The sequence below is a fragment of the Xanthomonas sp. NCPPB 3174 genome (assembly GCF_056725205.1).
In genome coordinates this window covers 3,816,917-3,837,649 of record NZ_CM161517.1, presented here as the reverse complement: position 1 = coordinate 3,837,649, position 20,733 = coordinate 3,816,917, and the positions used below count along the sequence as shown (strand labels likewise).

Genomic DNA, 20,733 nt, shown 5'->3' with positions numbered 1-20,733 from the left:
TAGCCGGGCACGCGTACGGCCGCGTCGGCGCGCACTGCTGGGGGCATGGCGATCGTCTGCCGCCGTCCCGACGCAACCGGCTATGCTGTCCGGATGCGCAACGATTTCATCGAGCGGCTGCTGCGCGGCCTGTACTCGGCCGTGCTCTATCTGCTGCTGCCGGTCACCGTCTATCACCTGGTCTGGCGCGGCTTCCGCGTGCGCCAGTACTTCCAGCGCTGGGACGAGCGTTACGCCTCGTACTCGCAGGCGCGCGGACGCCCGCGGGTGTGGCTGCACGCGGTCTCGGTGGGCGAGGTCAACGTCGCCGCGCCGGTGGTCAACGCGCTGCGTGCGCAGCGTCCGGACATCCGCTGGGTGATCACCACCATCACCCCGACCGGCTCGGAGCGGGTGCGCGCGCTGTGGGGCGACGCGCTGGACCATGTGTACCTCCCCTATGACGTGCCCGGCAGCGTCGGCCGCTTCCTGCAGCATTTCCGCCCGAGCCTGGCGCTGATCCTGGAAACCGAACTGTGGCCGAACATGCTGTTCGGCTGCCGCGACCGCGGCATTCCGGTGTACGTGCTCAACGCGCGGCTGTCGGCGCGTTCGCTGCGCGGCTACCGGGTGCTGCGGCCGTTGATCGGGCGTGCGCTGCGCACCGTCACCTGCGTGGCGGCGCAGTCGCAGGAGGACGCCGAGCGCTTCGTCGCGCTGGGCGCGCGCGCCGAGCAGGTGCGCGCCCTGGGCAACCTGAAGTTCGACATCGCCGCGCCCGCGCACCTGCCGGAGGTCGTTGCCGCGTTCCGCGAGCGCGTGCCGGCGGCGCGCCCGGTGTGGATCGCCGCCAGCACCCACGACGGCGAGGAAGCGGCGGTGATCGAGATGCACCGGCAACTGCGCCGGCAGTGGCCGGACCTGCTGCTGCTGTGGGCACCGCGGCATCCGGAACGCTTCGCCAAGGTCGAGGCGCTGGCGCGCGACCAGGGCTGGCGCGTGGCCACGCGCCGCCAGCAGCAATGGCCGGGTGCCGACGATGCGGTGTTCGTGATCGACACGCTGGGCGAGTTGATGGGCTTCTACGCCTGCGCGCAGGTCGCCTTCGTCGGCGGCAGCCTGCAGCCGATCGGCGGCCACAACCTGCTGGAGCCGGCGGCGGTCGGCACGCCGTCGGTCACCGGCCCGCACCTGCACAACTTCTCCGAAATCTCGCGGCGCATGCGCGAGGCCGGTGCGGTGGCCATCTGCGAGGATGCAGGCGCCGTGTGCGCGGCGCTGCAGTCCCTGCTGGGCGATGCCGATGCGCGCAAGCAGATGGCCGAGGCCGGGTGCGCGCTGGTCGCCAACGGCCGCGGTGCGCTGCAACGGACCCTGCAACTGATCGCGCCGCATCTGCCGCCGTTGGCCGGCGAGGCGAGTGCGGAGGACTGACGTGCGTGGCGCCGGGATGCGTGCGTCATTCGGCGTTCCCGGTAAAGCGCGTCGCGGCTGAGGCCGCTCCTACGGTGACTGCGCCAGCTTCCTTTTCCGTATCCCAGAAAGACCCGTGTGGGAGCGGCTTCAGCCGCGACGCATGACGCTCTCCGTGCGCCTATTCCGCCCCTTCCATCGCGCAGCGCGTCGGGACTGAAGTCCCTCCCACAGTGTGCTGCCGGACTGTCGTGTCACGGTCAGAACGGCGTTCGCTTTGCCAGATGGCGGGCGCGTGTCGCATGGCGAGTGCGCACTCGTAGGAGCGGCTTCAGCCGCGACCGGCAGGCGGGAACGGCGTGCTGACACAGCTCAGCCCGAGCTCCCCAAAACAAAACGGCGGACCCGAAGGCCCGCCGTTTCGATGCGCGCGCGGACGCGCTTACTGCGTGCTGGTGGAGTTGAGCTTGGATTCGGCGCTCTGGGTCAGCAGCGCGTTGATCGACTGCACCTCGGCCACGTCCAGCGAGCCGAGCGCCTGGCTCAGCAGCAGGCGGTTCTGCAGGAAGTTGTAGCGCGCCTGCGCGTAGGCCAGCTGCGCCTGGTACAGGGTGCGCTGGTTCTGCACCACGTCCAGCACGGTGCGGGTACCGACTTCCAGGCCGACCTGCGAGGCGTCGAACGCGGCCTGCGCCGAGACCACCGCCAGGCGCCGCGCCTCGATCTCGCTGATCCCGGCCACCACCGTCTGGTAGGCGTTGCGGGTGTTGCGGTCGAGCGCACGCTTCTGCAGTTCGTAGGTGTCCTGGGCGATGTCGCGCTGCGCCAACGCCTGGCGCACCGCCGACTGGGTGGCGCCGCCGGCGAAGATCGGGATGTTCAGGGTGACGCCGATGGTGTTGCTGTCGGCGCGCGGCGAATTGCTGCCGGAGACGCCGTCGCCCCAGGTCGCATCGCGACCGGCGCTGGCCGACAGGTTCAGCGTCGGCAGGTGCCCGGCGCGCGCGGCCGAGACGCTGGCCTCGGCGGCCTGCACCTGGTACTGGTACGAGCGCAGCGACGGATTCTTGTCCAGCGCCGAGGCGATCAGGCTGTCGATGTCGCCGCCGGTGGCCGGCAGCTGCGGACGGAAATCCTCCGGCAGGCCGCGCAGGTCGCGCACCGGCTGGCCGGTGATCTCGGTCAGCGCCTGGTACAGGTCCTGCAGCGAGTTGCGCGCGGTGATCGTGTCGGCGCGGGCCTGGTCGTACTCGGCGCGGGCTTCGTGCACATCGGTGATCGGCGCCAGGCCCACTTCCAGGCGCTTGTCGGCATAGTCGAACTGCTTCTTGGCGGCGGCTTCGTTGGTCTCGGCGGCGACCAGCGACTCGATCGCTACCAGCACGTTGAAATAGGCCGCCGAGGTGCGCACGATCAGGTCGTCGTTGGCCGAATCCAGGGTGTAGTCGGCGGCCAGGCTGCGCGCCTTCTGCGCGCGCAGGTTGGAGAACTGCGCGAAGTTGACCAGGGTCTGCTGGCCCTGCACGGCGTAGCTGCGGCTCTTGCTGGTGCCGGACAGCTCGCCGGTGCCGCGCTCGATCTCGCTATGGCTGCGCTGCAGCGATGCACTACCGTTGAGCTGCGGCAGCAGTGCGGCGCGCGCCTGCACCTCGCCCTCCTTGTCGTACAGCCGGGTCGATTCCGCGGAGGCCAACTGCGGGTCGCTGTTGCGGGCCATTTCGTAGACTTGCAGCAGGTCCGTGGCGTTGGCGGCCAGCGGAAACAGCGCGGCGGCCAGCGCCAGGACGAGGGATCGGCGGATCATTGCGGCTTCCTTGATGGATCAGAATGTGAACTGGGGGACTGGCGCTGCGCCTCGCAGGTAGTACGCCAGATCGGTTTCGAACAGCGATTCCGTGCGCGGCGCGCCGGCCTCGGCATGCACCAGCACCGCTTCCATGACCGGCGCGCGGCCGCGGATCGCGAACAGGCGCCCGCCGGGACGCAGCCAGGCCAGGAACTGCGCCGGGATCTCGGTGACCGCGGCGGTGACGCAGACCACGTCGAAGCGGCGCTCGCTGTTCCAGGCGAAGGCGTCGGCGGTCTCGATGCGGACGTTGCTGCCCAGGCCGGCGGCGTCCAGGTTGGCGCGCGCGGCGGCGGCCAGGGCCGGCTCGATCTCCAGGCTGACCACTTCGCGGCCGAGCTCGCCCAGGCAGGCGCTGACGAAGCCGCTGCCGGTACCGATCTCGAGCACGTCCTCGCCCGGCTGCAGGTCCAGGGCCTGCAGCATGCGGCCTTCGATGACCGGCTTCATCATGAACTGGCCGTGGCCCAGCGGAATTTCCAGGTCGGCGTAGGCCACGGCGCGGTGGGCCGGCGGCACGAAGATCTCGCGCGGCAGCCGCGACAGCACGTCGAGCACGCGCAGGTCCAGCACGTCCCAGGGACGGACCTGCTGTTCCACCATCTTTTCGCGGGCTTGGGAGTAGTCGATCGTCATTTCGGGCATCCAACGCGGAGGGCCGGGCATTTTAGCCGGCACGGAGGCCGGGCGTATGCCGCAGCATCGCCGCCGGACGGCCCGGCGCGCAGTGCCGGAAGTCATCGGCGCCGGGGAACGGCCGGGCGGCCGGGCTAGCGCGCCGCATAGGCACGCAGGAAGAAGTCGATGCTGGCCTCGACATGGGCGCGGATCCGCTCCTGGCTGGCGTCGCGGCACAGGCCGCACATCATCAGCGAGTACAGCTCGCCCTTGACCAGGCAGAAGAACTGCGAGGCGGCCAGGTCCAGGTCGGCGATGTCCAGTTCGCCGGCGGCGACATGGGCCTGCAGCAACCTGGCCAGGTCCTGCTGGGTGCGCTTGGGGCCAGCATTCCAGAACATCTCGCGAACGTGGTCGTCGCCAGTACCGGGGGTCAGCATCATGCGGTGGGTGGCCATCGCCGCCTCGCTGCTGATCATGGCGAAGAAGGCCTGGCCGATGTCCAGCAACTGGGTGCGCAGGGGGCCCTTGAGCGCGTGCCCGAACAGGTCGTCCGGCAGCAGCGCCTGGCATTGCGCGCGCACCGCCTCGGCGAACAGGGTCTCCTTGTCGCCGTAGTGGCTGTAGACGGTGAGCTTGGAGACGCCGGCGCGGGCGGCGATGCCGTCCATGCTGACCCCGCCGAAGCCCAGTTCGGTAAACATCTCCCGCGCCGCTTCCAGGATCGCGGCACGTTTGCCCATGTCCTTGGGGCGGCCGGGTCCGGCGGGACGGGAGGCGGGCTTGGCGGCGGCGGGCGATTTGCTGACCATGGCGGCAATACTAGACCAGTCGGTTCGATATTTATACTAGACCCGCTGGTTCATTATTGTGACGCTGCGTTCGGCCGGCGTCGTGGTCGGGCAGGGCAGGCGCCGCCGATCGGCCTGTCGGGCCGCGGCGGCATCGCCGGCCAATATCGCCGTCCAATGCTTTGCTTATGCGCGGCTTACATTTGCCTAACATCGGGCTCATGGTCGCCTAATCGGCGGCCCCGACGATGCCGCCATGGCCATCGTCCCGCTCTCCGCCGCTTCCGGTTTCCGCTTCGCCGACCCCGTGCTGGTGGATGCCCTGCATCCCGACCGCGCGCAGGTCGAAGCCTTCATCGCCCGGGTCTACCGCGAGCGCTACGGCGCGGTTCTGCGCGGCTTCCTTCCGCACCTGCTCGCCTACCACGGCGCCGACGGTCGCCTGCAGGCCGCGCTGGGCCTGCGCTGCGCCAGCGAGGGCCCGCTGTTCGTCGAGCAGTACCTGGCGCAGCCGGCCGAGCTGGCGATCGCCGAGCGGATGCCACGGCGGGTGGTGCGCAGCGAACTGGTGGAGGTGGGCAATTTCGCCGCCGAACACGCCGGCGATGCGCGGGCGATGATCCGCGCACTGACCTGCACCCTGCACGGCGCCGGCCTGCGCTGGGTGCTGTTCGTGGCGACCCGGCAACTGCGCAACGCCTTCGACCGCCTGCACCTGGCGACCGTGGAACTGGGCGAAGCGCGCGGCCAGGACCTGCGCGACGACCCCAGCGACTGGGGCGACTATTACGCGGCGCAGCCGCGGCTGATGTTCGGCGACATCGCCGCCGGGCACGCCTTCCTGCAGCGCGAGGCGGAACCACGCCACGGCGCGCTGCCGACGTTCCGCGCCTGCCTGGCGGGGGCGCCGTGAGCGCGCCCGGCGTTGCCGACCTGCTGGCCGGCTTGCGCGGCGACGACGCGCGGGTGCTTTACGCCGATGGGGCGCTGCCCGAGCGCGATCTGCTCGAGCGCGCACGGCGCCTGGCCGATGCGCTGCAGCGGCATGGGTTGCATTGCGTGGCCAGCCGCCTGGACAACGGCCCCGACTGGCTGCTGCTGGACCTGGCGATCCGCCTGGGTGGCGGCGTGCACGTGCCGCTGCCGACCTTCTTCAGTCCGGCGCAGGTGCAGTACGCCCTGGCCAGCAGCGGTGCGCAGGGGCTGGTCGCGGCGCCGGGTCCGGCGCTGGCCGGCCTCGACGGCGAGGCGCTGCGCCTGCCGGAGCCGGGCCTGGCGGGCCGGCGCCTGGCGCAGGCGCCGGTGGCCCTGCCCGCGGGCACCGGCTGCATCACCTACACCTCCGGCACCACCGGCCAGCCCAAGGGGGTGTGCCTGAGTGCCGAGGCGCTGCTGCAGGTGGCCGGCTCGCTGGCCGACGCGGCCTCGGCGCTGGCGCCGCGCCGGCACCTGTGCCTGATGCCGCTTTCGACGCTGCTGGAAAACGTCGGCGGCCTGTACGCGCCGCTGCTGTCGGGCGCCCAGATCGCGCTGCCGTCGCTGGCCGAGATCGGCTACAGCGGCGCTGCCGGCCTGGACATTCCGACCCTGATCTCCTGCCTGCACCGCTACCAGCCGCACAGCGTGATCCTGGTGCCGCAGTTGCTGCTGGGGCTGGTCATGGCCGCCGAGCGCGGCGTGCCGCTGCCCGCCTCGTTGCGCTACCTGGCGGTCGGCGGTGGCCGCGTCGGTCCGGGCCTGCTGTGCCGTGCGGCGGCGCTGCAGTTGCCGGTGTTCGAAGGCTACGGCCTGACCGAATGCGCCTCGGTGGTGGCCTTGAACCGGCCCGAGGCGCAGCGCCTGGGCAGCGTCGGGCGACCGCTGCCGCATGCGCGGGTGCAGGTGGTCGATGGCGAACTGCAGGTCGACGGCGTGCGTTGCCTGGGCTACCTGGGCGCCCCCGGCCCGGCGCCGGGGCCGATCGCCACCGGCGACCTGGGCCATGTCGACGCCGATGGCTTCGTGCACATCACCGGCCGCCGCAAGCATGTGTTCATCACCGCGTTCGGCCGCAACGTCTCGCCGGAGTGGGTGGAAAGCGAACTGCTGCAGCATCCGCTGATCGCCCAGGCGGTGGTGTGCGGCGAGGCACGCGCGCACAACCTGGCGGTGCTGTGGCCGCGCCGCGCCGGCGAAGACGACGCCGCGCTGCACGGCGCGCTGGCCGAGGTCAACGCCGGCCTGCCCGATTACGCCCGCGTCGCCGGCTTCGTACGTGCCGCCGCGCCATTCAGCGCCGCCGACGGCCTGCTCACCGGCAACGGCCGCCCACGCCGCGACGCCATCCTGCAGCGCTACGCCGACGCCGTGGCGCAGCGCTATGCCGAACTCGAACCCGATCCCGCCCCAGGAGCCTTCCAATGAGTTTCCATGCCCGCCTGCTCGCCGAGACCCAGGCCGAACGCGCCGACCTGATCGCCATCCCGATCATCCAGACCGCCCTGGCCGGGCAGATCGCCGGCGCCGACTACGTCGCCTTCCTCGGCCAGGCCTATCACCACGTGCGCCACACCGTGCCCCTGCTGATGGCCTGCGGCGCGCGCCTGCCGGCACGGCTGGAGTGGCTGCGCAGCGCGGTGGCCGAGTACATCGAGGAAGAACTGGGCCACCAGGAGTGGATCCTCGACGACCTGGCCGCCTGCGGCGCCGACCGCGCCGCCGCCGCCGCCTCGATGCCATCGGCGGCGACCGAACTGATGGTGGCCTACGCCTACGACACCATCGCCCGCGGCAATCCGGTGGGCTTCTTCGGCATGGTGCTGGTGCTGGAAGGCACCAGCGTGGCGCTGGCCACGCGCGCGGCCGAAAGCATCGAAACCTCGCTGGGCCTGCCGCGCAACGCATTCAGCTATCTGCGCTCGCACGGCGACCTGGATATCGAGCATGCCGGGTTCTTCGAAGGCCTGATGGACCGCCTCGACGACGCCGACGATCAGCGCGCGGTGGTACACGCGGCCAAGCGCTTCTACGGCCTGTACGGCGACATCTTCCGCAGCCTGCGCGTACAGCCGGCGCTGCCCATGGCGGAGGCCGCATGATGGATCTCAACGGACGCAGCGTGATTCTCACTGGCGCCAGCGGCGGCATCGGCGCCGCCCTGTGCGACGAACTGGTGGCCGCCGGCGCCTGCGTGCTGGCGGTCGGCCGCGACCCGGTGCGGCTGGCGCAGGTCGCCGGCCGGCATCCGCAGGGGCGGGTGCTGCCGCTGCCGCTGGACCTGTCCACGCCGGCCGGGCGCGCGCAGTTGCTCGGCGCCGCCGGAGCCTTGCCGATCCGTCCGTCGCTGCTGCTGATCGCGCATGCGCAGAGCGGTTTCGGCCTGTTCGCCGAACAGTCCGAGCAGGATCTGCGGCAACTGCTGGACACCAACCTGATGGCGCCGATGTTGCTGGTGCGCGCGCTGCTGCCGTTGCTGCAGGCGCAGCCGCAGGCCACGGTGGTGGCGGTCGGCTCGACCTTCGGCAGCCTGGGGTTCCCTGGTTTCGCCGGCTACAGCGCCAGCAAGTTCGGCCTGCGCGGGCTGTTCGAGGCGCTGGCGCGCGAATACGCCGACAGCCATGTGCGTTTCCAGTACCTGGCGCCGCGCGCCACCCGCACCGCGTTCAACACCGCGCAGGTGGATGCGATGAACCAGGAGCTGAAGGTCGGCGCCGATACGCCCGAGCGGGTGGCGCGTGCGCTGCGGCAGGCGATCGAACGCGGCGATCGGCGCCTGCAGATCGGCTGGCCGGAAAAGCTCTTCGCCCGCCTCAACGGCGCCTTGCCGGGACTGGTGGACCGCAGTTTGAAGGCGCAGTTGCCCGTGGTGCGCCGGCATGCCGCGCGCGCTCCTTCCCGATTTGGAGATGCCCGATGAACGTCCGTCTGCGTGCGCTGTCGTTGTTGCTTGCGCTGTCGCCGCTGGGGGCGGCCGCTGCCGCGCCACTGAACCCGGCGGTGGCCGCGGTGCGCGACCAGTGGGCGCAGGTCGCCTACCAGACGCCGAAGCCGCAGCGCCTGCAGGCCTACGCCCGCCTCGCCACGCAGGCGGGCGTGGCCCGGCAAGCGTCGCCGCGCGATCCGGCGGCGCTGATCTGGGAGGGCATCGTGCTGTCCAGCGAGGCCAATGAACGCGGTGGACTCGGCGCGCTCGCCCTGGTCAAGCGCGCCCGCAGCGATTTCGAGCAGGCGCTGGCGCTGGACCCGGCCGCCTTGAACGGCGCAGGCTGCACCAGCCTGGGCGCGCTGTACTACCAGGTGCCCGGCTGGCCGGTGGGCTTCGGCGACGACGCCAAGGCGCGGACGTTGTTGCAGCAGGGCCTGCAGTACGATCCGGACGGCATCGACGCCAACTACTTCTACGGCGATTTCCTGCGCGCGCAGAAGGACTGGAGCGGCGCTGCCGCGGCCTTGCGCAAGGCCCTGGCGGCACCGCCGCGGCCTGGCCGCGAAGTGGCCGACCACGGCCGCCGCCAGCAGATCCAGGCGGTACTGCACGAGGTCGAAACGCATCTTGCCAGCCGCTGAGCGGCCGCCCACACTGCGGCCATGCGCATCCTGCTGGTGGAAGACGATCTGTCGCTGGGAGAAGGCATCCGCACCGCGTTGCGCCGCGCCGCCTATTCGGTGGACTGGGTGCAGGACGGTGCCGCTGCATTGGCCGCGATCGGCGATGGCGAGATCGACCTGGTGCTGCTGGACCTGGGTCTGCCGCGAATGGACGGGCTGGAGGTGATCCGGCGCACCCGCCAGCTCGGCGCCGACGTGCCGATCCTGGTGCTCAGCGCGCGCGAACGGCCAGCCGATCGCGCGCTCGGCCTGGACGTGGGCGCCGACGACTACCTGGGCAAACCCTTCGATACCACCGAACTGCTGGCGCGCACGCGTGCGCTGCTGCGGCGCAGCGCCGGCCGCGCCACGCCGCAATTGGAGATCGGTGCGCTGCACTTGGACCCGGAGCGCCTGGCGGTGCGCTGGCGCGGCCGTGCGCTCGACCTGACCCGACGCGAGTTCGCCCTGCTGTGGCTGTTGGCCGAGCGCCACGGCCGCGCCATCGCCCGCGATTCGATCCAGCAGCGGCTGTACGGCTGGGACGAGGACGTGGCCAGTAACGCGGTGGACGTGCACGTGCACCAGTTGCGGCGCAAGCTCGATCCGGCGCTGATCCGTACGGTGCGCGGGGTCGGCTACGCGCTCGACACCCAGGCCGCGACGGCCGCGCCATGAGCTCGATGCGGCGACGCTTGCTGGGCGGCCTGCTCGGCGTGGTGGTGCCGGTGTTCGCGCTGACCGCGCTGCTGAGCTACCGCGCCGGGCTGCAGGAGGCCGGCGAGATGTTCGACGCCAAGCTGGTGCAGTCCTCGCGGGTACTGATGAGCCTGGTCGACGAGCCGCTGGACGATCTGTCGCGACTGGGGCCGGCCGGCGATGCCATCGTGATCCGCGGCTGGCATGGCCAGGCGCAGGGCGTGGGCGAGGCGCTGGCGTTCCGCACCGGGCACGCCTACGAAAGCAAGCTGGCGTTCCAGGTCCGCGACGGCAACGGTCATCTGCTGCTGCGCTCGGACAGCGGGCCGACCCGGCAACTGGCGCCGCTGCGCGCCGGCTTCGCCGACGTGACCCTGGATGGCGACCGCTGGCGCACCTTCAGCCTGCGCTCGCCGGGCGGGCGCTGGTTCCAGACCGGCGAGCAGGCCGATATCCGCGAGGAACTGGCCGAGGACATCGCGCTGGGCACGGCCTTGCCGCTGCTGCTGGCGCTGCCGGTGCTGCTGGTGCTGGTGTGGCTGCTGGTGAACTGGGCCAGCGGCGCGTTGAGCCGGGTGTCGCAAGAGATCGGCGAGCGCGATCCGCAGCGGCTGGAGCCGCTGCCGCTGCAGGGCGTGCCGCGCGAGATCCTCGGCCTGGTCGCCGCGGTCAACGGGCTGATGCGGCGCCTGCAGACCGCGCTGGAGCGCGAACGCCGCTTCATCGCCGACGCCGCGCACGAGCTGCGCACCCCGATCGCCGCGCTGAAGGTGCACGCCGACAACCTGCGGCAGGCCCGCGATGCCGACGAGCGCGCCGACTCGCAGCGGCACCTGGATGCCAGCGTGCGCCGGGTGGAGCGGCTGGTCGCGCAGTTGCTGACCCTGAGTCGGGTCGAGCCGGGGGCTGCCGCCGCGACGCTGGCGCCGCTGGCGCTGGACGCGCTGGTGGCGCTGCAGGTGGAGGAGGCGCACGACCTGGCCGCGCGCCGCGGCCAGCACCTGCACCTGCGCCGCAACGACCCGGCGCGGCTGCCGGCCAACGAGGCTGCGCTGTCGGCGCTGGTGCGCAACCTGATCGACAACGCGTTGCGCTACGCTCCGCCGCAGGGCCAGGTCGAGGTGGCGCTGTGCGCCGGGCGCGACGGGGTCTGCTTCAGCGTCGAGGATTCCGGCCCCGGCATCCCGGCCGAGGCGCGCGAGCGGGTGTTCGCGCGCTTCCACCGCGAACTGGGTAGCGGCGTGGAGGGCAGCGGCCTGGGCCTGGCGATCGTGCGCGAGGTGGTGAGCGCGCACGGCGGCGAGGTGACCCTGGACACCTCCCCGACCCTGGGCGGCCTGCGCGTCTGCGTGACCCTGCCGCTGCCGCCGTGAATCCAGCCGGGGCGTCAGGAACACCCTGACATCGGCGCCGAACAGGCGGTGATAGATTAGCCATCTGCCCACAGGGGGTACCCGCGCGCCGTTACCGGTGTGATTCGGAAAGGATGGAACAGGGGGATCGGCGTCACGATATTCGCGACGGCGCGCACGCGCTGTGTCGCCGCCTGGGCGTGGGTCTGTGCCTGTTGCTGGCGTTGTGCTGCGCCAGTGTCGTCGCGCGCGCCGAACCGGCCGCGTCGCTGACCGAGCGCGCGGTGCTCGAGCGCCCGGTGATCGCGCGCTGGACCATGCAAGAAGGGCTGCCGCACAACCTCGTGCACGCGCTGGCGCAGGACCGCGACGGCATGATCTGGGTCGGCACCTGGGAAGGCGTGGCGCGTTTCGACGGCCGCGCCTTCACCGTCTTCGATCGGCAGAACACGCCGGGCATGGAGCTGTCGGGGGTGTTCGCGCTGCTCGCCGACGCCGACGGCGGCATGCTGGTCGGCACCGCCTACGACGGCGTGTTCCGCTACGCCGCCGGGCGCTGGGAGCATCTGGGCGATGCGCGCGCGCAACGGCTGCGGGTCACCGCCATGCTGCGCGATGCCGATGGCGGGCTGTGGGTGGGCAGCGAGGACGGCCTGTTCCGGATCGAGGCCGACGGCCGCCTGGTCGATGCCGGCGCCGCCGCGGGGTTGGGCAGGACCCGCATCGCCGCGCTGCTGCGCTACCGCGATGCGGTGCTGGTGGGCACGCCGCAAGGGCTGTTCCGGCTGACCGCGCATGGCACGCGCGCGCAGCGCTGGGGCGCGGCGGCGATGCGCACGGCGTCGATCCGGCGCCTGGCCCCCGACCGCCACGGCGGCCTGCTGGCGGCCAGCGACGAGGGCGTGTTCTGGCTCGGCGCCGATGACAGCCTGCAATGGCTGCGGCGCGGCCAGCGCGTCGATGCCGCGCTGCAGGACCGCGACGGCCAGCTGTGGATGAGCCTGTCCAGCGGACAACTGCTGCGGCGCGCCGGCAACGGCGCCAGCGACGAAGTGCTGTCGATTTCCGGCGTGGTCAGCCCGGCGCTGATCGAGGATCACGAAGGCCTGATCTGGGCCGGCAGTACCGACGGCCTGTTCCGCGTCGCCAAGGGCGACGCCGGCGGCCTGACCCGCCAGGACGGGCTGGGCAGCGACTACGTGCGCGTGGTCCAGCAGAACGCCGATGGCGCGATCTGGATCGGCCATGCCGCCGGCCTCGACCGCTGGCAGGGCGGCCGCATCCGTGGGGTGCGATTGAGCGAGCGCGCAGGCCGCGATCCGTCGGTGCTGGCGCTGGCCGCCGCGCGTGACGGCGGCATGTGGGTGGGCACCTACGACCAGGGCGTGCTGCTGCTGTCGGCCGACGGCAGCATCCGGCAGCGCCTGGGCGTGGCCGCGGGCGTGCCGCGGAGCATGGTGCGCGCGCTGCTGGCCGACGCCGACGGCGGCCTGTGGATCGGCGGCAACGAGGGGCTGCTGTACCGCAAGGGCGATCGCACGCGGGCCTACGGCAGCGCCGACGGCTTGCCGGGGCGGCAGGTGCAGGCGCTGTACCGCGACCGCGCCGGCGTGCTGTGGATCGGCACCAGCCAGGGCATCGCCACGCTCGCCGCGGACGGCACGCTGCGGGCGCGGCCGAGCGGCCACGGCTTCCCGGCGCAGAACGCCTTCGACTTCCTCGAAGATGCCGATGGCACGATGTGGGTCGCCAGCGACCGCGGGCTGCTGCGGCTACGCGGCGGGCAGTGGCGCATCTACGACCACAGCGTCGGCCTGCCGCGCGACAAGCTGTTCCGGTTGCTCGACGACGGCAACGGCAACCTGTGGGCCAACAGCAATCGTGGGGTGCTGCGCATCGCGCGCGCGCGTCTGGCGGAACTGGACGCCGGCCAGCGCAGCACCCTGGCGGTGGACGTGGTCGATCGCAGCGACGGCATGCCCAGCGTGCAGGGCAACGGCAGCACCGCGCCGGCCGGTTGGCGCAGCCGCGACGGGATATTGCTGATCCCGACATCGGCCGGCCTGGCGCTGATCGATCCGGCGCTGCCGAGCCGGCGCGACGTGCGGGCGCCGCCGCTGGTGATCTCGCACGTGCAGGTGGATGGCGTGGCGCAGCCGCTGCGGGGCGAGTACCGCCTGCACGGCGGCGTCGCCCGGCTCGCGGTCGGCTATGCCGGGCTGAGCTTCCGCTCGCCGGACAAGGTGCGCTACCGCTACCGCCTGCAGGGGTTCGACCGCCAGTGGGTCGATGCCGGCAGCAGCGAGGAGGCCGTCTACACCAACCTGCCGTCGGGCAGCTATCGCCTGGACGTGCAGGCGATGACCAGCCCGCTGGACTGGTCGCGCAGCGACCGCATCGGCAGCGCCTCGCTGCAGTTGCAGTTGGTGCCGCCGTTCTGGGAGCGCTGGCCGTTCGTGGTGCTGGTGGCCCTGTGCGCGACCGGCCTGATCCTGTGGTGGTACCGCGGCCGCAGCCATCGCTACCGGCGCCGCCAGCGTCGCCTCAACACCATCATCGCCGAGCGTACCCACGAGCTGAAGGCCAAGAACCTGGCCTTGAAGCTGGCCAATCTCGAACGCGAGGATCTGGTGCGCAAGCTCGCCTACCAGGCCGGCCACGATGCCCTGACCGGCCTGCCCAACCGGCGCACCGGCGATCCCTACCTCAACGCGGCGCTGGAGCGGGCGCTGAGCACGCGCACGCCCCTGTGCGTGGCGCTGCTGGACATCGACCATTTCAAGAAGATCAACGACGCGTACGGCCACGAGATCGGCGACGAGGTGCTGCGCCGGGTCGGCGAGGCGCTGCGCGCCAGCCTCGGCGAGCAGGCGTTCGCTGCGCGCCACGGCGGCGAGGAATTCCTGCTGGTGCTGCCCGGCCTGGACCAGGAACCGGCGCGTGCGCGCCTGGACGCGTTGCGCGTGCGCATCGCCGACCTGGTGCTGTACGACGACGACGGGCGCGCGGTGCGCTTCACCGCCAGCATCGGCTTCGCCTGCGTGTCGCCGACCCTGCGCACGCGCCGCGACCTGCTGGTGAAGGCCGACAAGCTCCTGTACCAGGCCAAGCGCGAAGGCCGCGATCGGGTGGTGGGCTAGGGCGCTGTCGCCACACGGACGCAGCGCGACGGTTGCGCGGCGACGCAGGTTGCGTGGGCAGCGCGCGCAGGCGCCAGGCAGGCGCCGCGAAGCGCGTGGGGTATTCCAGTGGGGCGTTCCGCACCCGCCGCATCGTCGCGGCGGGCGGGAGGCGGCTGGCGCCAGCGCGCCGGCGCGGATCAGCCTTGCAGGCGCTGCAACACCGCCTGCGTGGCCGCCTCGGTGGAGATGCCCTGGCCGGGCGCGGCGAGATCGGCGGTGAACGCCTGCGCCTCGAGCGCGGCATCCACCGCCTGCTCGATGGCCACCGCTTCGGCGTCCAGGCCCAGCGAATGGCGCAGCAGCAGCGCCGCGCTGAGGATGGTCGCGTAGGGATTGGCGATGCCCTTGCCGGCGATGTCCGGTGCCGAGCCGTGGATCGGCTCGTACAGACCGATGCGGCCGTCGCCCAGCGAGGCCGAGGGCAGCAGCCCCAGCGAGCCGGCCAGCATCGATGCCTCGTCGGTGAGGATGTCGCCGAACATGTTCTCGGTGACGATCACGTCGTACTCGCGCGGCTTGGCCAGCAGGTGCATGGCCATCGAATCGACCAGTTGGTGTTCCAGGCGCACGTCCGGGAATTCCTCGCGGCCGATGCGCGCGGCGACGTCGCGCCACAGCCGCGAGGTTTCCAGCACGTTGGCCTTGTCCACCGAGACCACGTGGTTGCGGCGCTGCCGGGCCAGGCGGAACGCGCTGCGCAGCACCCGTTCGATCTCCGCAACGGTATAGCGGCACAGGTCGCTGGCGTCGCTGGTGCTGCGGGTCTTGTCGCCGAAGTAGATGCCGCCGGTCAGTTCGCGCACCACCACGATGTCCACGCCCTGCAGCAGGTGCGGCTTGATCGGCGAGGCGTCCAGCGCCGCCTTGTGCGGTTTGACCGGGCGCAGGTTGGCGAACAGGCCCAGGCCGCGGCGGATCGCCAGCAGGCCCTGCTCGGGGCGCACCTTGGCGTTGGGATCGGACCACTTCGGTCCGCCGACCGCGCCCAGCAGCACCGCGTCGGCGCCCTGGCAGGCGGTCAGCGTGGCCGCCGGCAGCGGCTCGCCGTGACGGTCGATGGCGATGCCGCCGATGTCGTGTTCGTGAAACTGGAAGTCGTGGCCGTGGCGCGCGGCGACGGCGCGCAGCACCGCGACCGCGGCGGCGGCGACTTCCGGACCGATGCCGTCGCCGGGCAGGACGACGATGTCAGCGTGCATGGGTGGCCTCGTAGCGTTCGATGTCGGGTTGGCGCAGCAGCAGGTAGCCCATCTCGTCCACGCCTTCGAGCAGGCAGGTCTGCGAGAACGCGTCGAGCGGGAAGGCGTAGACGCGGCCGTCGGGCGTGCGCAGTTCGCGCGCGGCCACGTCCACGGTCAGTTCGTCGTCCGGGCGCTGCATCAGCGTCTGCACGTCGTCCTCGGCCAGCACGATCGGCAGTAGGCCGTTCTTGAGGCTGTTGTTGCGGAAGATGTCGGCGATCTCGCTGCTGACGATGGCGCGCAGGCCCAGGTCGGTCAGCGCCCACGGCGCATGCTCGCGCGAGGAGCCGCAGCCGAAGTTGCGCCCGGCCAGCAGGATCTGGCGGCCGGCGTTGTGCGCCTGGTTGAAGGCGAACTCCGGGTTCGGCGTGCCGTCGGCCTGCCAGCGCCAGTCGTTGAAGGCGTGGCGGCCGAGGCCGGCGCGCTCGGTGGTGGACAGGAACCGCGCCGGGATGATCTGGTCGGTGTCGATGTTGGTCTGGCGCAGCACCACGCTGCGCGAGGTGAGGGTGGCGAAGCCGGCCATCACGGGGTCTCCTGGGAAGCGACGGAGTCGGGGGCGGGCGCTGCGGCGTCGGCCACGGGCGGCGGCAGCGCCGCGGGCGGCACGTGCGGCGGCAGCAGCGGCTGGTGGCGGTGCGCAAAGGCGCGGGTGGTGGTGGCGACGAAGGTCAGCGTGGCCGCGAACGCGGCGATGTGCGATGCCATCACGCGACCTCCGCGAACAGCGCGCGCGGATCGCTGACCTTGCCGTTCACCGCCGCCCAGGCCGCGGTCAGCGGCGAGGCCAGCAGAGTGCGCGAGCCCGGGCCCTGACGGCCCTCGAAATTGCGATTGCTGGTGCTCACCGCCAGCTGTCCCGGCGCCACCAGGTCGCCGTTCATGGCGATGCACATCGAGCAGCCGGACTCGCGCCATTCCGCACCGGCCGCGCGCACCACCTCGTGGATGCCCTCGGCCTCGGCCTGACGCTTGACGATCTCCGAACCCGGCACCACCAGCATGCGCACGTGCGGCGCCACCTTGCGGCCGCGCAGCACCTGCGCCACGGCGCGCATGTCGCTGAGCCGGCCGTTGGTGCAGGAACCGACGAACACCACGTCCACCGGCGTGCCGATCAGCGCGTGCCCGGCTTCCAGGTGCATGTAGTGCAGACCCTTCTGCGCCGCCGGATCCTGTGCGGCCGGGATCGGCACGTCCACCGCGATCGCGGTGCCGGGGTGGGTGCCCCAGGTCAGGGTCGGGCGGATGTCGCGCGCATCGATGTGCACCTCGGCGTCGAAGCGCGCGCCGGGATCGCTGCGCAACTGCGACCAGCGCTGCACGGCGGCGTCGAAGTCGGCGCCCTTGGGGCCGCGCGGGGTGTTGGCGACCCAGTCGAAGGTGACCTGGTCCGGCGCGACCATGCCGGCGCGCGCGCCGGCCTCGATCGACATGTTGCACAGGGTCATGCGCTGTTCCATGTCCATCGCTTCGATGGTGGAGCCGCGGTATTCCAGCACGTGGCCGGTGCCGCCGTTGACCCCGATCACGCCGATGATGTGCAGGATCACGTCCTTGGCGCCAACGCCCGGCGCCAGCGGCCCGTCGACGGTGATCGCCATGGTCCTGGCCTTGCGCTGCAGCAGGCACTGCGTGGCCAGCACGTGGCCGACTTCGCTGGTGCCGATGCCGAACGCCAGCGCCCCGAACGCGCCATGCGTGGAGGTGTGGCTGTCGCCGCAGACGATGGTCATGCCGGGCTGGGTGAAGCCCTGCTCCGGCGCGATCACGTGGACGATGCCGCGGTTGTCAGAGCCCATGTCGAACAGTTCGATGCCGTAGTCGGCGCAGTTGCGCGCGAGCATGTCCACCTGCGCCTCGGAGGCCGGGGTGTAGTACGGCAGCTTGCCGTCGGCGCCGCGCGGCAGGGTCGGCGTGGAATGGTCCATCGTCGCCTTGGTGCGGTCGGGCCGGCGCGGCGCCAGGCCGCGCGTCTTGAGCTCGGTGAACGCCTGCGGCGAGGTCACTTCGTGGATCAGGTGCAGATCGATGTAAAGCACCGCCGGGGCGGCGGCGCTTTCGGGGACGACGACGTGCGCGTCCCACAGCTTGTCGTACAGGGTGCGGGGAGTGGCGGACATTGCGGAACTACCTGGCAGGAAAGCTGGGCGGGGAGGGCGAGCGAAGGCGAGCGTGCACGAGGACAATGACCGCGGCGTGGCCGCTCAGGCCATCGCGTCGGCGGCGGCCGGCGCCGCCTGGCGCTGGCGCAGCACGCGGTTGGCCACGTCCAGCCAGGCCAGCGCGCTGGCCTCGATGATGTCGCGGCTGGTGCCGGTGCCGTCGTACTCGACCTCGCCGTGGCGCACGCTGAGGTTGGCCTCGCCGCGCGCGTCGGCGCCGATGCCGACGCTGTGCACCTGGTAGCTGTCCAGCACCAGCTGCACGCCGGTGGCGGCCGACAGCGCGGCGAACAGCGCGTCCACCGGGCCGTCGCCCTCGGCGCGCTCGCTGACCCGCTGGCCGTCCGGGTCGGACAGCTCGACCTGCGCGCTGGCGCGCTGGCCGCGGTCGCTGACGGTCATCGACGACAGCCGGTAACCCTGGCTCTCCGGCGCATCCTGCATCATCGCCTGCAGGTCGGCGTCGTTGACCACGCGCTGCTGTTCGCACAGCGCCTTGAACGCATCGAAGGCGATGTTCAGTTCGGCCTCGTCCAGCACGTAGCCCAGCGCACGCAGGCGCTGCTCGACCGCGGCGCGGCCACTGTGGCGGCCCAGCACCATCTGCGAGGACTCCCAGCCCACATCTTCCGGGCGCATGATTTCGTAGGTGCCGCGGTGGCGCAGCATGCCGTGCTGGTGGATGCCCGACTCGTGGGCGAAGGCGTTGCCGCCGACGATCGCCTTGTTGCGTTGGACCGGCATGCCGACCAGGCGCTGCAGCAGCTGCGAGGTGGCGACGATGCGCGGCGTGTTGATCGCGGTATCCAGCTCGTAGAACGCGTTGCGGACCTTCAGCGCCATCGCGATCTCTTCCAGCGCGCAGTTGCCGGCGCGCTCGCCGATGCCGTTGATGGTGCATTCCACCTGCCGCGCGCCGCCTTCCACCGCGGCCAGCGAGTTTGCCACGGCCAGTCCCAGGTCGTTGTGGCAGTGGGTGCTGAACACCACGCGGTCGGCGCCGGGGACGTTGGCGATGATCCGCGCGAACATGCCGCGGATCTCTTCCGGGGTGGTGAAGCCGACCGTGTCGGGCAGGTTGATGGTGGTGGCGCCGGCGGCGATCGCCACGCTGGCGACCTCGGCCAGGAAATCCTCCTCGGTGCGGGTGGCGTCCTCGGCCGAGAACTCCACATCGTCCACGTACTGGCGCGCCAGCGCCACGTGCTTGCGCACCGACTCCAGGACCTGCTCGCGGGTCATGCGCAGCTTGTGCTCGCGGTGCAGCGGGCTGGTCGACAGGAACACGTGCAGGCGCGGATTGGCCGCCGCTTCCAGCGCCCGCGCCGAGGTCTCGATGTCGGCGGCCAGGCAGCGCGACAGCACCGCCAGGGTCGGCGTGCGCAGCTCGCGGCCGATCAGCGCCATCGCCTCGCGGTCGGACTGCGAGCTGGCCGGGAAGCCGGTCTCGATGATGTCCACGCCCAGCTCGGCCAGGGCGCGCGCCATCACCAGCTTCTGCGGCGGGGTCATGCTGCAGCCGGGGGATTGCTCGCCGTCGCGCAGGGTGGTGTCGAAAATGCGGATGCGGGGGGTCTGGGAAGAAACGGAAGTGTTCACCAGATGGGTTCCTCTACGGCGGCGGTGGCTTGCGGATGGGAATGCGGGGACGGAGCGATGCGGGCAGGGGCGGGCGGAGCGGGACGTTGGCTGCGAAGTCGCTCGGCGCTGCGGCGGCGCGGCTTGCGCGGCGGGCGCGGGCGCACCTCCGACAGCAGCGTCGCCAGCACGCCGGCGTCGATGTTGCCACCGGACACCACCGCGCACTTGCGCTTGCCGGCGACGCGGCGCCCGGCCGCCAGGGCCAGCGCGCCGGCGCCCTCGGCGATGACGTGCTCCTCCAGCGCCAGGCGGACCAGCGTTTCGCGCAGTTCCGCCTCGCGCACGATCACCACATCGTCGAGCAGGCTGGCGCACAGCCGGCGGGTGATGAACCCGGGGATTTTAACCTTGACGCCGTCGGCCAGGGTGGGCACCGGATCCACGGCGCGGACGTCGCCGCGGATCGCCCGCGCCATCGAGTCCACGCCTTCGACCTGGGCGCCGACCACGCGCACGCCCTGCGAGCGCAGCGCCAGGGCCACGCCGGAGGCCAGGCCGCCGCCGCCGATCGGCACGATCACCACGTCCGGGGCGTGCGCGGCCAGTTCGATGCCGACGGTGCCCTGGCCGGCGATCACGTCGGGGTCGTCGAAAGCGGACAGGAAGCGGTAGCCGTTCTGTTCGGCCAGCTCGCGGGCGAAGGCGAAGGCCTCGTCGTAGCTGTTGCCGTGCTGGCGCACCGTGGCGCCCCAGTGCGCGACGCCGGCGATCTTGGTCTGCGGTGCGCCGTGCGGCATCACCGTGATCGCCTGCACGCCCAGCCGGTGTGCGGCCCAGGCCACGCCCTGCGCGTGGTTGCCGGCGGAGGCGCAGATCACCGCGCGCTCGTCGCCGCGTTCCAGCCCGGCCAGCAGCGCATTGAGCGCGCCGCGCACCTTGTAGGAACCGGTGCGCTGCAGGTTTTCCAGCTTCAGCCAGACGCCGAAGCGCTCGGCGTAATGCACCGGCGTCGGCGACAGGTAGCGGCGCAGCCGCGCCTGCGCGGCCAGCACGTCGGCCACGCTGACGGCGACGTGGCCTACATCCGGCTCCTGCGCAGGGCGGCCGGCGTCAGACATGGTGGGGCCGGGAGCGGGGAGTGGGGAGTGGGGATGCGCAGCGGGAATCCTGGGCGCAGGCGAGAAGAAGCGACCTCCGTTGAAGAAGATGCCTCCGCATGGCAGTACGGCGCTGGCGCGGCAGGACCGCCATGCACGCCGGGACGTTGGGATGCGCGCCCAATCCCGACTCCCCACTCCCG

18 protein-coding genes are annotated in these 20,733 nt (G+C 71.9%); 9 read left to right on the top strand and 9 right to left on the bottom strand.

What is annotated here, in order from left to right:
• Positions 1-93 precede the first annotated feature (93 nt).
• Positions 94-1,413, top strand: a complete 1,320-nt coding sequence (gene waaA / locus AC1PK7_RS16540; protein ID WP_481098841.1) for a lipid IV(A) 3-deoxy-D-manno-octulosonic acid transferase — start codon at positions 94-96, stop codon at positions 1,411-1,413.
• Positions 1,414-1,834: 421 nt separating this feature from the next.
• Here the strand turns inward: waaA and AC1PK7_RS16535 are convergent, their stop codons facing one another.
• The 3 genes from AC1PK7_RS16535 to AC1PK7_RS16525 form a co-directional block, all read right to left on the bottom strand.
• Positions 1,835-3,196, bottom strand: a complete 1,362-nt coding sequence (locus AC1PK7_RS16535; protein ID WP_420007712.1) for a TolC family outer membrane protein — start codon at positions 3,194-3,196, stop codon at positions 1,835-1,837.
• An 18-nt stretch (positions 3,197-3,214) separates the two neighbouring features.
• The gene (locus AC1PK7_RS16530) at positions 3,215-3,874 is read right to left on the bottom strand and encodes a protein-L-isoaspartate O-methyltransferase family protein (protein WP_481098840.1); all 660 of its coding nucleotides are present in this window, start codon (positions 3,872-3,874) and stop codon (positions 3,215-3,217) included.
• A gap of 134 nt (positions 3,875-4,008) precedes the next feature.
• Positions 4,009-4,668 (bottom strand): TetR/AcrR family transcriptional regulator, encoded by a 660-nt coding sequence (locus tag AC1PK7_RS16525; RefSeq protein WP_481098839.1) that lies wholly within the window; start codon positions 4,666-4,668, stop codon positions 4,009-4,011.
• A gap of 235 nt (positions 4,669-4,903) precedes the next feature.
• Between AC1PK7_RS16525 and AC1PK7_RS16520 the strand changes: the two genes are divergently transcribed.
• The 8 genes from AC1PK7_RS16520 (at position 4,904) to AC1PK7_RS16485 (ending at position 14,404) form a co-directional block, all read left to right on the top strand.
• Complete coding sequence (locus AC1PK7_RS16520) at positions 4,904-5,560, top strand: thermostable hemolysin (protein WP_481098838.1); 657 nt, start codon at positions 4,904-4,906, stop codon at positions 5,558-5,560.
• The gene (locus AC1PK7_RS16515; protein ID WP_481098837.1) at positions 5,557-7,050 is read left to right on the top strand and encodes an AMP-binding protein; all 1,494 of its coding nucleotides are present in this window, start codon (positions 5,557-5,559) and stop codon (positions 7,048-7,050) included. Before AC1PK7_RS16520 ends, AC1PK7_RS16515 begins: the two co-directional genes overlap by 4 nt.
• On the top strand, positions 7,047-7,724 hold the full coding sequence (locus tag AC1PK7_RS16510; protein ID WP_481098836.1) for an iron-containing redox enzyme family protein: 678 nt from the start codon (positions 7,047-7,049) through the stop codon (positions 7,722-7,724). Before AC1PK7_RS16515 ends, AC1PK7_RS16510 begins: the two co-directional genes overlap by 4 nt.
• Positions 7,724-8,542, top strand: a complete 819-nt coding sequence (locus AC1PK7_RS16505) for an SDR family oxidoreductase (protein ID WP_152239343.1) — start codon at positions 7,724-7,726, stop codon at positions 8,540-8,542. The genes AC1PK7_RS16510 and AC1PK7_RS16505 overlap by 1 nt, the downstream gene beginning before the upstream one ends.
• Positions 8,539-9,192 carry a tetratricopeptide repeat protein gene (locus tag AC1PK7_RS16500; protein WP_481098835.1) on the top strand — a complete coding sequence of 218 codons (654 nt, stop codon included), beginning with the start codon at positions 8,539-8,541 and terminating at the stop codon, positions 9,190-9,192. The genes AC1PK7_RS16505 and AC1PK7_RS16500 overlap by 4 nt, the downstream gene beginning before the upstream one ends.
• 21 nt (positions 9,193-9,213) lie before the next feature.
• Positions 9,214-9,891 carry a response regulator transcription factor gene (locus AC1PK7_RS16495; protein ID WP_010344484.1) on the top strand — a complete coding sequence of 226 codons (678 nt, stop codon included), beginning with the start codon at positions 9,214-9,216 and terminating at the stop codon, positions 9,889-9,891.
• Between the two features lie 17 nt (positions 9,892-9,908).
• A complete protein-coding gene (locus AC1PK7_RS16490; RefSeq protein ID WP_481100914.1) occupies positions 9,909-11,285 on the top strand; it encodes an ATP-binding protein in 1,377 nt (458 codons plus the stop codon).
• 113 nt (positions 11,286-11,398) lie between these two features.
• Positions 11,399-14,404 carry a two-component regulator propeller domain-containing protein gene (locus AC1PK7_RS16485; protein WP_481098834.1) on the top strand — a complete coding sequence of 1,002 codons (3,006 nt, stop codon included), beginning with the start codon at positions 11,399-11,401 and terminating at the stop codon, positions 14,402-14,404.
• 179 nt (positions 14,405-14,583) lie between these two features.
• On the opposite strand, the gene leuB is transcribed toward AC1PK7_RS16485, so the two are convergent.
• From leuB to AC1PK7_RS16455, 6 genes are all read right to left on the bottom strand, one after another.
• A complete protein-coding gene (leuB, locus tag AC1PK7_RS16480; protein WP_481098833.1) occupies positions 14,584-15,645 on the bottom strand; it encodes a 3-isopropylmalate dehydrogenase in 1,062 nt (353 codons plus the stop codon).
• The gene (leuD, locus tag AC1PK7_RS16475) at positions 15,635-16,213 is read right to left on the bottom strand and encodes a 3-isopropylmalate dehydratase small subunit (RefSeq protein WP_017914017.1); all 579 of its coding nucleotides are present in this window, start codon (positions 16,211-16,213) and stop codon (positions 15,635-15,637) included. Before leuD ends, leuB begins: the two co-directional genes overlap by 11 nt.
• Complete coding sequence (locus AC1PK7_RS16470) at positions 16,213-16,395, bottom strand: hypothetical protein (RefSeq protein WP_152235851.1); 183 nt, start codon at positions 16,393-16,395, stop codon at positions 16,213-16,215. The genes leuD and AC1PK7_RS16470 overlap by 1 nt, the downstream gene beginning before the upstream one ends.
• Positions 16,395-17,810, bottom strand: coding sequence for a 3-isopropylmalate dehydratase large subunit (gene leuC / locus AC1PK7_RS16465; RefSeq protein WP_481098832.1), 1,416 nt, complete (start codon positions 17,808-17,810; stop codon positions 16,395-16,397). Before leuC ends, AC1PK7_RS16470 begins: the two co-directional genes overlap by 1 nt.
• Positions 17,811-17,894: 84 nt before the next feature.
• A complete protein-coding gene (locus AC1PK7_RS16460; RefSeq protein WP_010344477.1) occupies positions 17,895-19,451 on the bottom strand; it encodes a 2-isopropylmalate synthase in 1,557 nt (518 codons plus the stop codon).
• Entirely contained in the window at positions 19,448-20,551 is a 1,104-nt protein-coding gene (locus AC1PK7_RS16455; RefSeq protein WP_481098831.1) for a threonine dehydratase, read from the bottom strand. The genes AC1PK7_RS16460 and AC1PK7_RS16455 overlap by 4 nt, the downstream gene beginning before the upstream one ends.
• Between the last annotated feature and the right edge of the window lie 182 nt (positions 20,552-20,733).